Below are 17086 nucleotides of genomic sequence, written 5' to 3' on the forward strand. Positions count from 1 at the left end.
AATCATTTTCGAAGTCGTGATTTTAAGATGGGTGAAAATATGAGACCTCTAATATTAGTGACCAACGACGATGGAATAACTTCAAAAGGTATCCGTACTTTGGTAGATATAGTAAAGACAATAGGTGACGTTGTGGTGGTGGCACCCAATAGTCCGCAATCAGGAATGGGCCATGCGATCACAATCGGTGAGCCGCTTAGATTATATGAAACCGATATTTTTGAAGGTGTTGAAGAATATGAATGTTCAGGCACCCCAGCTGATTGCGTAAAGCTTGCGAAAAATCACGTTCTGAAAGATAAAAAACCGGATCTTGTTGTGAGTGGAATTAACCACGGAAGCAACAGTTCGATCAGCATCCTATATTCCGGGACGATGTCTGCCGCCATCGAAGGGGCTATCGAGGGTATCCCTGCGATCGGTTTTTCACTATGCGATTTTAAGGAGAATGCCGACTTTGATCATGCCACTGAACATATTGCACATATCATTCGCACGGCCCTGGAAAAAGGTATTCCCAAGGGAATTGCACTCAATGTAAATATACCGGCAAAGGGCGTTGAACCATTAAAAGGTATCATCTCATGTCGGCAGGCGCGCGCCAAGTGGCAGGAGAAATTTGACTACCGAATTGACCCCAACGGAAGAGGGTATTTTTGGATGGCTGGTGACTTTGTAAACTTTGAGGCAGACAAAGTAGATACCGATGTGTGGGCACTTGACAACAACTACGTGTCCGTGGTTCCATGTCAGTTCGATCTGACAGAATATAAGGCTTTGGAAGAGCTAAAATCGTGGAATTTGTAAAAATAAAGCAAATCTGTAAATGGCGCTCGTAGGAAGTTTACTCAAGAAAGGGATACTGTTTGGAAATATTGTGGCCAACAGAAGGAAGAAGGGATTGAAGCTTCAACAAAAGAAAATGATCTCAAAACTTCTGGCCAAAGCTCGCTATACGGCGTTTGGTGAGAAGTATAATTTTGACGAAATACTGTCGACAATCCTTTTTGGGAAAGACGATGAATATTATGAATTGTACAAAAAGCTGGTTCCGGTATATGATTATAACAAGATTTTCAACGAATGGTGGCACAAGTCGCTCGACGGTGAAAAAGATGTTTGCTGGCCGGGTCAGATAAAGTATTATGCGCTAAGTTCCGGAACATCAGAAGCTGCTTCGAAGTATATACCGGTTACTAAGGCCATGTCCAGAGCTATTCAAAAGACGAGTATCCGTCAGATTCTTTCACTTGGACATTATAAAGACCTTCCTGATGATTTGTACGAAAAGGGGTTTTTGATGCTCGGTGGAAGTACCAATTTGAATAACCACTCGAACAAACATTTCGAAGGTGATTTGAGCGGTATTACGGCGAAGCAGATCCCTTATTGGTTCCGGCCTTACTATAAACCAGGCGAAAAAATTGCCTCCCAGACTGATTGGGGCCTAAAGTTGGAAGAAATTACATTGCAAGCCAGCGAATGGGATATCGGTTTCATCGTCGGCGTTCCTGCATGGATACAGCTTTTAATGGAAAAAATCATTGCACACTATAATGTGAAAACGATTCACGACATCTGGCCGAACCTTCAGGTTTTTGCTCATGGCGGAGTGTCGTTCGAGCCTTATCGCAAAGGTTTTGAAAAACTCCTTGCTCGACCACTGATTTATATCAACACCTATCTGGCGTCTGAGGGATTCATCGCATATCAAACGCGTTCGGAAGCCAAAGGGATGGAACTGGTTTGCGACAACGGTATATTCTTCGAATTTATACCATTCAATGAAGCAAATTTTGACAGCGATGGAACATTGCAGCCCAACCCGGAAACTTTAATGATTGGACAGGTGGAAGAGGATAAGGAATATGCACTATTGCTGTCCACTTGCTCTGGAGCGTGGAGGTACCTGATTGGTGATACTGTGAAGTTTGTGAATAAGGAACGGGGAGAAATAGTGATAACCGGTCGAACAAAACATTATCTGAGTTTATGTGGAGAACACCTTTCGGTGGACAACATGAACAAAGCCATTGATATCGTATCGGATGAGTTAGGAATCACTGTCAAGGAATTTACGGTATGCGGCGTGGAACATGGAAGCATGTTTGCACATCACTGGTATATCGGAGTTGAAGAAGGGGAGACCGCTGATAATGAACGACTAAAGGAGGTTCTCGATCAACAGCTATCCAAATTGAATGACGACTACGCTGTGGAACGTCGTCATGCCTTGAAAGATATATTTGTGACTGTGTTGCCAAACAAAGCCTTTTACGGCTACCTGGAATCCAAAGGGAAAATGGGTGGTCAGAACAAGTTTCCAAGAGTTTTCAAGAATTTCCTGATTAAGGAATGGAAAGAATATTTGGAGAATCATGGATATGTTACTCCTGAAGTTATTAACTAATGTGAATTAAATGACCAGCTTATGCTGGTCATTTTTGGTTGATCGATTTGTAAAATTCAAGTTTTCTTTAATATGCCTTTCGTCGATTTCAATTCAAAAAAAGTGGTTCAGATCTGGAACGGAATAACCGGAACACTCGCTCATTCTGACCAGATGACCTTCGGGCATTTTACGATCGTTGATGGAACAGTGCTGCCAGAGCATGCACACGTTCATGAACAATGGAGCCATGTAATTGAGGGAGAACTGCTATTTACAGTCGGCGGTGAGACGCAGAAACTAACAGCTGGAATGACCGCCTATATTCCTTCAAACGTCCCTCATTCAGCCGTCGCATTGGCAGAATGTAAGGTGATCGATTGCTTCACCCCAGTGCGCCAGGACTTCGTCGAACTGGAAAAACAGTCTGTTTAATTGTGGAAATTTTGGGGTAGAGTCAGGAAATACTTCATCAGTTGTTAGGTATTTCTGCCTTTTTAGAGGTTATTTGATCATATCAAAGTTGAATCCGCTTTCTGCATAGTGCTCTTTTAATCCGCTGATTTCCATCAGAAAATCAAATATTTTCTGAATCCTTGCCACCTACGCACGATTTTTTCAGTGTTTTCGGAGCTGGCTTTAGCATTTGTGCAGTTCACTATGCGCGGGTCCGCACCAGATTGTTATGAAAAAATTAAACCATAAAGAAAAGAAAGGGCGCCTGATTATTGTGGCATACCGGCTTCCCTTTAAGATCATCAATGAAGACGGAAACGTGAAGTTGTTTCAGAATTCAGGAGGTTTGGTGTCCGCCGTTCTGTCATTGATTGCAGAGGATCGAGAATCATCTTATTCTTCCGAGAAAATTCAGTGGATCGGATATGCAGACAATGAGCGGGAAGAGCTGGAAGGCGCAAATCTGGAAAATGACAATTTCGTTGCTCACCCTGTTTTTATACCCGCTGAGCTGAACGAAAACTACTATGAAGGTTTTTGCAACGATTTAATCTGGCCTTTGTGCCATTATTTCCCATCTCTCGCCAATTTCAACGAAAAATATTTCACGGCATATCAAGAGGCAAACAAATTGTTTTTTGATAAATTGAATGACATCATTCAGCCGGGCGATGTAGTCTGGGTTCAGGATTACCAGCTGATGTTGCTCCCTAATATGATTAGGCTTGCTCATCCTGAAAATAAAACTGGTTTCTTCTTCCATATACCATTTCCATCGTATGAGCTTTTCAGGATGCTACCGGTATCCTGGCGTCAGGCTATTGTAGAAGGGATTATTGGCGCGGATGTCGTTGGATTTCATACCAACGATTACGTAGAATATTTTCTGAAAGCAGCCCGGATGGTGTTGGGCCATGGAAATAAGCTCCATTATCTCAACCTGAGCAACAGAATTGTTAAGGTAGACGCATTTCCAATCAGTATCGATTTTAAAAAATTCAACGATGCCTTTACCAACGATGAAGTAACGGAGGCTCGCGAAAATGCGAAGAACTCTATAAAAGGGAAGATTATTTTTTCCGTAGACAGACTTGACTATTCTAAGGGAATAATTCATCGTCTTGCAGGGTTCGAGCGTTTTTTGATGCAACATCCGGAGTGGCATGAGCAGGTTTCGTTCATGATGGTGGTTGTACCCTCCCGGGATACAATTCAGCAATATCAGCAAATGAAATCCGAGATCGACCAGACTGTCGGCCGGATTAATGCGAACTTCAGTAACATCAACTGGCAACCGATCATCTATCAATATCGTTCTATGTCATATGCTGAGATGGTTGGAATGTATACGGCGAGCGACGTGGCGCTGATTACTCCAATTCGCGACGGTATGAATTTGGTTTGCAAGGAATTTGTTGCTTCCAGACAAGACGAGCATGGCGTGTTGATATTGAGCGAAATGGTGGGAGCTGCGGCTGAATTAGGAGAGGCAATTATTATCAATCCGCTTGATAATCAGGGTATTTCTGATGCCATAAAAAGGGCTTTGGATATGCCCGCTAAAGAGCAGGAAAAGCGGATGAGGAATATGCGGGCGAGGATAAAAGCCTACGATGTTTTTGCATGGACAAATGACTTTTTTACCCAAATTGATATGTTGGATCATGAATATGAAAGGTTGAGACAGGTCTTTCTGACTCAATCAGGTATAGATAAAATTAAAAGGGCCTATCATAAATCCGATAATCGGATCCTGTTTTTTGACTACGACGGAACACTGGCTCCGATAGTTGCGGATCCTGCAAAAGCGATTATCTCCGAGGAGTTGAAGAAATTGCTGGTACAGATCGCGACGGTCGATACTGTGGTTATAATCAGTGGGCGGGATCGAAATTTTTTGAATCAATTATTTTGGGATATGCCTGTTCACATCGTAGCAGAACATGGCGCGTTGATCAAAATGAAGGACAGCGACGAATGGAGGCTGAACGAAAACTACGAAGAAAACTGGAAGGATAGTATTCGCCCTATCATGGATATGTATGCAAAAAGATGTCCGGGCGCATTTGTAGAGGAAAAGGAAACCTCGCTGGCCTGGCACTACCGGACTGCGGAAGATAACGAGTATGCCACAAGAAGAGCGCAGGAGCTGATATGGCAATTGAAAAGATTTATACAGCCCGAACTAAATCTTCAGATTATCGATGGCAATAAAGTGGTTGAAGTAAAGAAAACAGGTTTCAACAAAGGGACTTCTGCCAAACAAATAGTCGATGAAGGCTCATTCGATTTCATATTGGCGATCGGAGATGATACCACCGACGAGGATATGTTTTTGGCCCTGCCCGAAACAGCCTATACCATAAAAGTAGGAGACGAGTTATCCGCGGCCAAAAACCATATCCATAGTCAGGAGGAAGTATATTATTTCTTTACAAAACTGGTTGAAAAGATCTCGGAACCAACTGGCTTATAAGGCAACACTAAGCTGTTCTATTTTAACGAATGAGCACGGCATACCGGTTGATCCAAGCTCCTTTTCTATAAGCTGGGTATCCCTAAATTCGGAACGGATGACGAGGATTAACCGCTGCAAATCGTAAGTCCAGTATTTGATATTGTGCTTTTTAAGGGAATCGTGTATTTTCTGAAAAGCGGTGCTGCTTTTGACTCGGGCTTTGAAGGTTATTTCATATATGGCTTTCATGCAGTTGAATTTAGAATGGAGTTATCTTATCTGTAAAGATACTATTTGAACTCTTTCTAAATAAAATCAAATTGTTAAATAACCATAAAAAAATCGCCACTCGGCGATTTTTTAGTTAACGGTAAATTGATTTCATTGCCAGGCTTCTTCCAGGAACCGTAGCCAGTTCTTTGACATAATGTTTTCAATATCTGCTGTACTATATCCGCGGGTTTCTAAGATGTCAGGAATCCGTTGCAGGTCAGCTATTGAATTCAGATCGCCAGGAGCTTGTTCTGTTCCAAACGCTCCGTCTAAATCGGATCCAATGCCCACATGCAAAGAATTACCAGCCAGTTGGCATATATGATCAATATGATTCGCAGCATGTTCAATTTTAAGACCGGTACTTTCGGGAGAAGATACGCCGCGAACCCAGCCCGGAATCATCATCCACGCGTCGAATGCCATACCTATAACGGCCTTACGTTTAATGAGCTCCAAAAGCATTTCGTCTGAAAACTGGCGATTGTGCGGTACCAGTTTCCTGACCAGATTATGACTTGCCCAAACAGGCCCGTTATAGATATCCATCGCATCCCAAAATGCACTGTCACACAGGTGCGTTGCATCCAGAATAATACCCAGTTTTTCCATTTCACGGATCAACTCTTTACCTCTTTCACATAATTGTTGATCAGAATCTGTACCGTAAGCATATACGCCCGGGCCATAGTGGGCAGGCCCAACGGCTCGCAATCCATATGCATAGGCCCTATGCAGGTGATCGACTGACAGCAACGAGTCAGCCCCCTCAAGGCTCAATATGTATCCAATAGGGAGATTGTCCTTTGTTTCGGACGCCTCCCACATGGCCAGATGCGCATGGAGCCCGGCAAGATCAGTAATCTGAACCATTTCTCCCTGCTCTTCCATGGATTTGTACCAGGCAATCTGCCCCTGGGTTTGCGCCCAGGCTTGTGCCGGTGAATTCCATCCCGGAAATTGACTCTCCGGCCTAACATATCTGGCAATTTGAGTTGCCACGCAGATTCCAATATTCCCTTTGCGCATTTCCGGAAAGCATACAACGCCATTTCCGCGGTCGGGTTTATCATAAAGGTATTTTTCTCTGTCACGTATGGTTTTGAGATCTTGCGTAAGATCTCTGTTCCATTCCAGAGCATTCATAGAGAGGTCTAGGTGGGCGTCGAGCAAAAACATAAAACGAAAGATTTCAATTTGAATAATATATTAAGGGCTTATATTTTCAGCCAGGATCTAGACCGTGATGCGTCGGTTCCTTGCCACTATCTTCCACTCATCCATCACGTTACCGTTTTGAATGACCGAGGCAAAATCGTGCAACGCCACCGTCGGGCAGATGTGATACGGCAAAGCATAGAATATGTCGCCGATCGTTATTTTATGCCATATTTCATCAGAGACCTTTAACACGCCGTGTTCTTCACTTTGACTTGAAACAGTATATCCGGCAAGGTTCAGGATTCTGAATCGGCTTTCAACCGGGTTTTCGGCGGCTATAGCTTTGTGCCCCAAGTCAATAGTGATAATGCCTGATGCAGGTTTGGAAATGACTCTGGTGAGAATCAACGCTGCGTGTAGAAATGGCTGGTCTTGAAACCTGTCACCATATCCGTAGTCCCATAGTACGTTTGTTCCGGGACTCAGATAGACATCATGCTGTAGCGCATGTACGTTGAAGGTAGGAGAGCCTCCTGCCACAATGATCAGATTGTCAATGCCCTGACGTGCAATATCCAATAGCGGGGCCACTGTATCAAAGGCTTTATCACTGTTAACCTTCCTTTCATCGAATTCCGCATCTCGAATATGGCCGTCGTAAATATGTATACCGGTTATATTCAGATTTGTCAATTTACGGGTGAACCTGTAAAGTGCCAATATGTCGTCGTCTGTAATATGGCCTGAGCGGTTCATGCCATTGTTGACATCTATAAAGATGTCTGAAATCAGATTTTTTTCGCTTGATTTTTTATTGAGCAGCGTTGCTGTTTCTCTATTGTCAATGAGTGACGCAAAGTGAACATCCGGATATAAGCCTCGTAATTTGAAAAGGCGATCGATATTGGGACCAACAAGTTGATAAGCAATCAATATCCACTTTCCACCAGCCGCTGCGATCATTTCGGCCTCAGCGATGGTTGCGCATTTGAATTTAGATATCCCAGCTTCCAGTTGTAAGTCAACTATCTCTGCAGTTTTGTGGGTTTTTACATGCGGTATAAGCCGATTCGGATCACCGGCCATTTTGATCATACTGGAGATATTGTCCTTAATTCGCTGCTTGTAAAATAGCAGAGAAGGGGAGATTATATCTTCCGGATTTTTTAAGGTGTACCACATATCCTGGTGCAATAGGGGTGAAAAAAAGCGGTTGTCCTTCTTAAAGAATACTAAGATAGGGACAACCGGAAATGGTATTAAGGATATTACTTTTCTTCAAGCTCAAACATCGCTTCGATTTCCACCGGGATGTTGTCAGGGAGCGTCCCCATTCCCACCGCGCTTCTAACACCAATACCGTTCTCTTCTCCCCAAACCTTAGCAAACAATTCACTGCAGCCATTAATAATGAAAGGATGTTTCTCAAAATCAGTTGTGCAATTCACCATACCCAACACTTTGATCACCCGTTTTACGCGGTTCAGACTTCCCAAATTTGCTTTCAGAGTCGATAATATCGCAAGGCCGACCTGACGAGCCGCTAGTTTTCCTTGTTCTGCATCCATGTCTTTTCCAATACGTCCGATAATCAAAGACCCGTCGTCCTGAACGGTACCGTGACCTGACACATAGACCCATCTTTTGTCGACAATAAGTATTGGTTTATATACTCCGACAGGTTTTGGAGGTGGCGGAAGGGTCAGTCCTAGTTGTGCAAAATTGGATTCAGGAGTAGCATTCATATTTGATAAGAGTTTTTAGCTGTACGCTATTAGGTGTTAGTTTTTTGCTTTGTAAATCAACATCGTAACCAACATTCCGAATCAAGATCCGGAGTGTTTGCTATATGTAGAATCCGCCTAATTGTCAATTCAAAGAGATTTGAAATTAAGTGAATTTTACAAAATTACATGTTTATACAAATAAATTTAACAATAATACTCCGAGGAGCCCCATTATAGAAACTATAGTTTCCATAATGGACCACGTAAGAAGTGTTTCTTTAATTGTTAGATTGAAGTACTCTTTGAAAAGCCAGAATCCACCGTCATTAAGGTGAGAAAACATCAGACTGCCTGAGCCAATAGACAATACCAACAATTCAGGGCGAACTGCGGTATTGGCAAAAAGAGGCCCCAATATGCCGACGGTCGTCAATCCGGCTACAGTTGCTGACCCGACACAAACTCGGATGATTGCTGCGACAGACCAACCCAAAATAATAGGAGAGATGTCAACATGCTTAAGACTTTCAGCGATATAATTGCTCACTCCACTGGCAGTCATAATTTCTTTAAAGACACCCGCGCCGGCGATGATCAGGAGTATGACAGAAACTCCTTTGAAGGCATCTTCCATAGATTTTCCAATGCCTTTCATATTCAATCCGCGTTTGATACCAAGTGTATATGCCGCAAAAAGAACAGAGATCAGCATGCCAAAATAAGGTTCCGCAAAAAGTGCTATTAGCTTGCTCTGTGGAAAAATTCCCTTAATTGCTGACATACTCGTCAATAGAAAAACCGGGAGTAATGCCGAGATGATACTAATTCCAAGACCCGGAAGTTCATTGGAAGGTCGTGGTTTTACGTTGAATAGTTCGGGATCAGGTTTTGGCTGAAATCTCTTTAAAGTGCTTCCAAACAAAGGGCCTGCCACTGCAATGGCGGGAAGAGAAACGATTATTCCGTACATCAGCGTTTTACCCAAATCCGCATTCAGCTGGCTGGCGATAGCTGCAGGAGAAGGGTGGGGTGGGAGATAACCGTGAGCAACCGAAAGGGCTGATAGCATGGGTACACCTATATATAGCAACGGGAGTCTGGCGGTAGCACTGATCATGAAAATCAGTGGAATAACGATTACAAAACCGGCATTATAAAAAAGAGGAATACCGATCACAAATCCGGCAAGTGCCATTCCCCATTGAATATATTTCTTACCAAAAATATTGATCAAAGTGTCCGTAATTCGTTGGGCAGCGCCGCTGTCTGCCACAATTTTGCCCAGCATTGCACCGAACCCGACAATTAGCACCAGGTCGCCAAGAGTTCCCCCAACTCCTTTTTGAATGGCGGTACTGATGGTCTTTACTTCGAGGCCGCTTGCAAGGCCGAGCCCGATCGAAACGAGGAGAAAGGAAATGAAGGTATCAATTTTTAACCATGCAATAAGGAGTATCAGGCATAGTATTGCGATGAAGGTTAGTAATAAAGGCATAGTAGTTTTTTAAGGATTAGCAACATGTCTTATAAGAATGGTACATGAAATTATTACTTGATTTTAGTCAATATTTGGTTAGTGAAAAATGGTAACATCCAAGTAATCACTTATATATATTCTTAGAGTCGAATTAGGACCCTGATAGTTTGTTAGAGTGCCCAAAAATGACGAAATTTGAGCTTTTACGGAAAATAAATTTGTATTATACCGACGACGTTTTGCATTAGACCTAGTCAACAATTAACAACTTACGATTCTTTTTTAATACTTTATGGCAGAATCTTCTGGTGAAAACATTATCCCTATTAATATTGAGGATGAAATGCGGGGTGCGTACATCGATTACTCGATGTCAGTTATTATTTCTCGTGCTTTACCCGACGTACGCGATGGATTGAAACCTGTGCACCGCAGAGTACTTTACGGAATGTCGGATCTCGGTGTAGGGTACAATAGGGCGCACAAAAAATCGGCTCGTATAGTAGGGGAGGTTTTAGGGAAATATCACCCTCACGGTGATTCCTCAGTATATGGTACCATGGTGCGTATGGCCCAGCCATGGTCATTAAGATATCCGCTCGTTGATGGTCAAGGTAACTTTGGTTCGGTTGATGGCGACAATCCAGCGGCGATGAGGTATACCGAAGCAAGGCTTAAACGTCTGGCAGAGGAGCTTTTAGCTGATTTGAATAAAGATACCGTTGATTTTGTGCCCAATTTCGACGACTCGCTAACAGAGCCTTCCGTTATGCCGGCCAAGTTTCCAAACTTGTTGGTAAACGGTTCATCCGGTATCGCAGTAGGTATGGCGACGAACATGGCACCTCACAATTTGAGTGAGGTTATTGATGGCGTCCTTGCATATATAGACAATAACGAGATCACAATTCCTGAGTTGATCGAATTCGTAAAAGCACCGGATTTTCCAACAGGTGGTACAATTTACGGATATCATGGAGTACGTTCTGCATTCGAGACGGGGCGTGGAAGTATTGTTATCCGCGCGAAAGCTCATAACGAGGTATCCAAAACGGGAAGAGAACAAATCATCGTAACTGAAATTCCTTACATGACCAATAAAGCGGCCATGATTGAGCGGATTGCAGGTTTGATCAATGATAAAAAACTGGATGGAATTGCCGATATCCGCGACGAGTCGGATAGAGATGGGATGCGTATCGTATTTGATCTTAAGAAAGATGCGATCCCTAATATCGTTCTTAACCATCTTTATAAATATACACCACTTCAGTCTTCGTTCGGTGTAAATAACGTAGCGCTTGTAAAAGGCCGTCCTGTCCAGTTAAACCTGAAAGATCTGATCAAACATTACGTTGATCACAGGGTAGTGGTGGTAACCCGCCGCACTGAATTTGAGTTGCGTGAAGCGGAAAAACGTGCGCACATTCTAGAAGGTTTGATTATCGCGTTGGATCACCTGGATCAGGTGATTGCGCTCATCAGAGCTGCGAAAGACCCTGAAACTGCGAAAGTTGGTTTGATGGAGTCGTTTGCACTAAGTGAGATTCAGGCAAAGGCCATTCTGGAAATGCGTTTACAACGTCTGACCGGTCTGGAACGTGACAAGATTGTGAAAGAGTATGAGGAGATTATGGCGTTGATCACAGACTTGAAAGATATCCTTGCAAATGAATCTCGTAAATTTGAGATCATCAAGGCGGAATTGAGTGAGATCAAAGAACGCTATGGTGACGAACGTCGTACGAAAATAGAGTTCTCTGCCGAGGAATTCAGCGACGAAGATATGATTCCTGATGAAGAAATGTTGATTACAATTTCGCATGAAGGATATATCAAACGTACGCCACTAGCAGAATATCGTACCCAGACAAGGGGAGGGGTTGGCTCAAGAGGCGTGAAGACTAAGGATTCGGATTTTACCGAACATTTGTTCTCCGCTACGATGCTTAACTACCTCTTGATATTTACCGAATATGGTAAGTTGTTCTGGATGAAGGTATATGAAGTGCCGGAAGGAAGCAAAACTGCAAAAGGGCGACCGATTCAAAACCTGATCAGCCTGGAGAGTGGTGATTCGATCCGATCGGTTATTAATGTAAAAACACTCAGCAATGATGACTACATTAATAACAACTACCTGATTATGTGTACAGAACAGGGTACTATTAAAAAGACTTTGTTGGAGGCATATTCTCGTCCAAGAACCAACGGTATTATTGCAATATCAATCAATGAGGGCGACAGACTTCTTGATGTTGCTTTGACCAACGGTGACAACGATATCGTTATCGCTTCAAGCGCGGGTCGCGCGGTTCGTTTCAATGAGAAAGGAGTGAGGCCAATGGGGAGAACAGCTGCCGGTGTGAGAGGTATCAACCTTGGAGATGGGGGTAATAAGGCAATCGGGATGGTTTGTATCAACCGTGAAGACGCCCAATTACTGGTAGTTTCTGAAAATGGTTTTGGAAAACGTTCATCCATTGATAGTTATCGAATAACTAATCGTGGTGGTAAGGGAGTTTCCACCATGAATGCCACAGATAAAGTTGGTAAGCTGGTTGCAATCCGCGAAGTGACCGAAGAAGATGATTTGATGATCATTACCAGAAACGGTATCGCGATCAGAATGAGCGTTTTGGATATTCGTCTGGCTGGTAGAAACACCCAGGGCGTTAAACTTATTCGTTTGAATAATTCTGATGAGATTACTTCTGTAACACGGATATTGAAAGATCCGGATGAGAAAGAGGAGGTAGAGTTGGACGAAAACGGTAATCCGGTTGTTTCTGCTGACGTGGTGACATCTGAGTATATCGAAATGTCTAATGAAGAGGGATCAGAGGAAGATGCTGCTGATTCGGAGGATGAAGATGCCGACGAAGAAGAGGTATGATTTTTGTAAAAGAATCCATTTATATTTACGAACCTAAATAACCATCAAAAGAAGAGTTTTATGAAAAGAATATTTCTGGTTTCGGCTCTTGGCCTATTAAGTTTCTCTGCATTTAGCCAGGATGCCCTACAAAAGGCCGCAACCGATCAATTTCGTAAGGATAAAGAAAAAAGCGATGGCGGGCTTTCCGATCCGAAAAATACTGCTAAAGCAGCTTATTGGATGGAAAGGGCCAATCTATATCAAAGTATAGCAAACGGACCTTCCGAAATAGATTCAAGTGCTGCCAAAACTGCTTATGAAGCTTTCAAAAAGGTGGTCGAACTTGACAAAACCAAAAAGGGAGAGCCTGGGAAATCTGCAAAAGAAGCAGAAAGTGCTTTGACTGGCGCTGCAGGGACTAGTCTCTACAATGGTTTTATCAAACAAGGTGCTGAAAAATATCAGAATAAAAATCTGGGTGGCGCACTTGAAATGTTTGAGTTGGCTCAGGATGTAAACAAGAAAGATACGCTCGCTGCTCTCTATGGAGGTATCGCTGCGCAGGGAATTGACAAAAAACCTGAGGCAATCGCTCAGTTTGAAAAGTATGCGGCCAACGGAGGAAAAGATCCTTCTGTTTTTTATGGCTTGGCTCAGCTTTACCGTGCTGACAACAATTTTGACAAAGCGCTTGCTGCTTTGAACAAAGGCTTGGAAGCGTCTCCGGGTAACAAGGATTTGAAGTCAGAAGTTGTGAACATCTATTTGGCATCAGGCAAAGAAGATCAGGCAATTACTGAACTTACCGCGTTGTCGAAAAGTGATCCTAAAAATATCCAGAACGTGCTTAATCTTGCGATTTTGTACGACAACACCAATACCAAGTTGAACAAGGAGATCAAGGAACTTCAAGGTAAAATGGGTTCTGGAGGTTCTAAGGTTGACGCGCTGGGCAAAGACCTTGAAAACGAAAAAGGTAAGATCGAAGTATATGACGGTGAAGTAAAGAGAATCGGTGGATTATTGAAAAAACAACCATCGAGTGCAGATTTGAAACGCCAGTTAGCAGATGTTAATTCTAAGAAGAAAGAATCTTTAGCGAACATAGCGAAAATCGAAAAAGATATCGCCGAAGCTAAGGATGCTGCTAAAGGTGCTGACGTTGCTGGTATGGAAAAGCAATTGGCAGATCTTAAAGCTAAACAAGTAACTGCTTCAACTGAGGCGCAGGTGAATTATAAAAAAGCTTTGGAAATTGAGCCAGCTAATTATGACGCGCTATATAACCTTGGTGCTTTTTACTTTAACGACGCAGTTCAATTGAAAAGCGTTGTTGATAACATGAGTATGGCTGACTACCAGGCAAAAGGTAAAGAAGTTGAAGCCCGTGTTTGTGGTAAGTTTAAAAAAGCAAAACCATATTTCGAGAAAGCTGTTCAGGCTAAGGACGAAACTGAAGCAAAAGAAGCTCTTGAGCATTGCAACAATATCGTTACACAATTGGAAGGCAAAGGAACTCCTTGTGTTGCCGCTGAATAAGCAAGTATAATTGAATTATAAAAGAAAAGGCGGCAGGGATGTCGCCTTTTCTTTTATCCGAAAGTCTATTTAACATAATATAAATTATATAACAAAAGGATATGTTTGTCTGATTGCGACAATATTGCTGTTTTTGTATTTGCGGGTGTTTTATGGGAAATTATGACTACTGAGAATTAATTATTCTAGTGCAGTGCCCAGTCAGAAATTGCTGTCAAAACCTCAGGGCGACTTAAGAAAGTATTGTTGATAGTAACGCGAGTGAACCTTAGCTAGTTACAGCCTGGATTTGAGGTTTAAGTTTTTAGATTAACTTTTCCAAAATTGAGGCAGATCAAATGAAGAATTAAGAAATAAAGGCCAGTTTATTCTCTTAAGATCAAAATACTTCAAACGGAACGGCAACATACTTTCCGAGTTTCCTATCTGGGGTCTTTTTGGATATGTCTTTTTCAAATGGACGATTGATATTGTTTCCCGCTAAGTCCTCAAGGCGGGTTTCGATTCGGATCAGGTAATATCCGGATTCCCAGTTTTTGTCTGGGATAAATTCAGCTGATTTTTCTCCAGGACCTATTTGCCATTTACCTTTGATACTAACTCGATTGTCTTCATTCATCACGATCTCGCTCTCATCATTACTCGGATTTGATGTTTCAATGTTGCTCAGTTTCTGAGCAACAAGCGTTTCGCCCAGTAAGCCATGATCCAACGGCTCTCCAAAATTCACCTTTAGGAATTGTCGCGTTCCAGCATTTGGATTGGAAGTTGTCCAGCGAATTGGTGTGGGCGAAAGACTATCACGGACTGCTGTTATGAATGACTTCGTGAAATTTCCGGACAGCTTCGCTCCCTGCTGACTTTGCCAGTCTGGCGAAACAATGATTTTATATTTGTTTTGATTTTGTAAAGGACTTCCGAGCGACAAGTTTGGTTGTAGATCTCGTTTGATTCTTCCCGGATCCAGCCAGAGTGTTAATATGGTCCTCTCTTCGTTCCAAAGCTCCGGAGTCAGATTCAGGAATGCCCCTTGAATGGTGTCGTGGTCGTTTTTTACCAGTGACACGTATTTCTCAGACTGGCTTTCCCGCATGGGCTTCGAAAAATGAATATAAATCTTCAACAAATTTTCGGGTAAAGTATCCTCTGACGGGAACATCGCCACGACCACCGGGGCATCATTTGGATCAACTACCGGTATTTCAAAGTCACTCAGAAATTTTCCACGAAATAAGATCTCATATCTTAATCCGTGTGTAAATGGAATCAGCGGTTTGAATGTGATATATGATCGGTCAACCTGGAAATCGCCAAGGATGGCAACTGGTTCGTTTTGTGAAATCAGTTGAATTTGAATGAGTTCTGATAGAGAATCGACTGGGATTGAGCCTGTTAATTGAGTTGAAAATGAAACTCCCATGGCCTTACTGTCTTTCCAGATCAGTTGCACCCCTTGCTTGGTTTGACAACTGGAAAGAGCACCAAAAGCAAAAAAGATCAGACCATATACAGCATATGACCTGACCTTCTCCCAACTGGATTTCATCATAAATATCTTTCGCTCGACGTCCACAAATCCAAGTTTCCGTTAGATCTGCGTTGCAACAGAATCATTTGACTATCATCCAGTTTGTCTAATTGTAAAACATTTGTGACAGGAAGAGATACAAACTCAACACCAGCCGTCGCGAAGCTTTCTGCAACGTGGGTCGTTAGTGATCCCTGATATTCAGCGATATTTTTGTACTTCACCTTGAAAACGGGGCGTGCCGAGTTAGACATCAGAAGGTAGGACTCCCCTCCTTTCGTGAGCGTCACCATATCGATCGGCGAATTGCCGCTCCCCATTTCAGCAACCGTTCTCCCTTTTATATGTTGGCCGGCTTTCAGTTCGTCTAGTGGGAAGAGTACCAATGGCGTACAGGTGTAGCTTGCCAACAGGAATTTTTTACCGTTAATTTCCGCAGTTGTGAAGGTTCGTATTGGCGAAAGTGTTTCATATTTCCCATGAGCCGCATGGTATATCTCCAATGAAGCTTCATCCTGTTTATTGGTAAATGGAAATGGAATACTACGAAATGTCGAATTAAATTCTTTTCCAGCCAATCCACTTACCAGAAGTTTCCCATCAGAAAAACCAATATCGGAAATAGCGGATACCCGGATCGAATTTCCTCTTTGATCTTTCGCGTCTTCCGCCGGAGCATTATTAAGTACCAGACTTGAAAAAGGTATATCCTTGGTGATGAAGGGCTTAATTTTGTCACCATCAATTTTGAACAACACCGGGGTTCCGTCGCTGTGCTGAACAGCAAGATATATACTTTTGGATATGGGGTTAACTGCCAGATCCTGAATGGTGATATTCTGAACTTCGGTACCTAACAATGCCGCAATTTTTTGATCTATATTTTTGATCTCAGTTGGCGTAGCCTTATTAAGAACAGCATCTTTTGTATCGACAGCAAAAACAGTTGCACTTTTGGAATCTCCGATAAACAGTACGCCATCCGGACCAAAGGTCAGCGCATTAATAGATTTGATTTCCGGGGTTCCAACAACAAACCCATACTTCCCACGGTTAAAACGACTCGTATTGGCCAGCAGTACAATTCCGACACATGCAACTGCCAATAATAGATATACTTTTTTCATATCTTTGTTAAAGTTAAAGCGTTAATTGTCAAGTAAATAAAACAATAAATCCTCGTTTTAACTATCCCGACAG

At 42.6% G+C, this 17086-nt stretch carries 13 protein-coding genes; 6 read left to right on the top strand and 7 right to left on the bottom strand.

Annotated features, from left to right (window positions below; translation table 11 throughout):
* Window positions 1-39 precede the first annotated feature (39 nt).
* From surE to AC1XUD_RS05400, 4 genes are all read left to right on the top strand, one after another.
* Window positions 40-807 carry a 5'/3'-nucleotidase SurE gene (surE, locus tag AC1XUD_RS05385; RefSeq protein WP_483359940.1) on the top strand — a complete coding sequence of 256 codons (768 nt, stop codon included), beginning with the start codon at window positions 40-42 and terminating at the stop codon, window positions 805-807.
* A 19-nt stretch (window positions 808-826) separates the two neighbouring features.
* Entirely contained in the window at window positions 827-2410 is a 1584-nt protein-coding gene (locus AC1XUD_RS05390; protein WP_483359941.1) for a GH3 family acyl-acid amido synthetase, read from the top strand.
* A 72-nt stretch (window positions 2411-2482) separates the two neighbouring features.
* Window positions 2483-2824: a cupin domain-containing protein gene (locus AC1XUD_RS05395; RefSeq protein WP_483359942.1), complete on the top strand. Its 342-nt coding sequence runs from the start codon at window positions 2483-2485 to the stop codon at window positions 2822-2824.
* 250 nt (window positions 2825-3074) lie between these two features.
* Window positions 3075-5321 (top strand): bifunctional alpha,alpha-trehalose-phosphate synthase (UDP-forming)/trehalose-phosphatase, encoded by a 2247-nt coding sequence (locus tag AC1XUD_RS05400; protein WP_483359943.1) that lies wholly within the window; start codon window positions 3075-3077, stop codon window positions 5319-5321.
* Here AC1XUD_RS05400 and AC1XUD_RS05405 read toward each other — a convergent pair.
* The 5 genes from AC1XUD_RS05405 to AC1XUD_RS05425 form a co-directional block, all read right to left on the bottom strand.
* Entirely contained in the window at window positions 5316-5552 is a 237-nt protein-coding gene (locus AC1XUD_RS05405; protein ID WP_483359944.1) for a hypothetical protein, read from the bottom strand. The genes AC1XUD_RS05400 and AC1XUD_RS05405 overlap by 6 nt on opposite strands.
* 132 nt (window positions 5553-5684) lie before the next feature.
* Window positions 5685-6755: a dipeptidase gene (locus AC1XUD_RS05410; RefSeq protein WP_483359945.1), complete on the bottom strand. Its 1071-nt coding sequence runs from the start codon at window positions 6753-6755 to the stop codon at window positions 5685-5687.
* Between the two features lie 57 nt (window positions 6756-6812).
* A complete protein-coding gene (locus AC1XUD_RS05415; protein ID WP_483359946.1) occupies window positions 6813-7919 on the bottom strand; it encodes a D-TA family PLP-dependent enzyme in 1107 nt (368 codons plus the stop codon).
* Window positions 7920-8005: 86 nt separating this feature from the next.
* Window positions 8006-8482 carry a RidA family protein gene (locus AC1XUD_RS05420; RefSeq protein ID WP_483359947.1) on the bottom strand — a complete coding sequence of 159 codons (477 nt, stop codon included), beginning with the start codon at window positions 8480-8482 and terminating at the stop codon, window positions 8006-8008.
* 172 nt (window positions 8483-8654) lie between these two features.
* Window positions 8655-9959 (bottom strand): gluconate:H+ symporter, encoded by a 1305-nt coding sequence (locus AC1XUD_RS05425; RefSeq protein WP_483359948.1) that lies wholly within the window; start codon window positions 9957-9959, stop codon window positions 8655-8657.
* Window positions 9960-10233: 274 nt separating this feature from the next.
* On the opposite strand from AC1XUD_RS05425, the gene gyrA reads away from it, so the two are divergent.
* Both gyrA and AC1XUD_RS05435 read left to right on the top strand, forming a co-directional pair.
* Entirely contained in the window at window positions 10234-12837 is a 2604-nt protein-coding gene (gyrA, locus tag AC1XUD_RS05430) for a DNA gyrase subunit A (RefSeq protein WP_483359949.1), read from the top strand.
* 60 nt (window positions 12838-12897) lie between these two features.
* Window positions 12898-14358, top strand: a complete 1461-nt coding sequence (locus tag AC1XUD_RS05435; RefSeq protein ID WP_483359950.1) for a tetratricopeptide repeat protein — start codon at window positions 12898-12900, stop codon at window positions 14356-14358.
* Between the two features lie 379 nt (window positions 14359-14737).
* On the opposite strand, the gene AC1XUD_RS05440 is transcribed toward AC1XUD_RS05435, so the two are convergent.
* Both AC1XUD_RS05440 and AC1XUD_RS05445 read right to left on the bottom strand, forming a co-directional pair.
* Complete coding sequence (locus AC1XUD_RS05440) at window positions 14738-15907, bottom strand: hypothetical protein (protein WP_483359951.1); 1170 nt, start codon at window positions 15905-15907, stop codon at window positions 14738-14740.
* A complete protein-coding gene (locus AC1XUD_RS05445) occupies window positions 15904-17013 on the bottom strand; it encodes a hypothetical protein (RefSeq protein ID WP_483359952.1) in 1110 nt (369 codons plus the stop codon). The genes AC1XUD_RS05440 and AC1XUD_RS05445 overlap by 4 nt, the downstream gene beginning before the upstream one ends.
* Between the last annotated feature and the right edge of the window lie 73 nt (window positions 17014-17086).

The organism is Dyadobacter sp. HNCC25DJ184 (assembly GCF_056895215.1).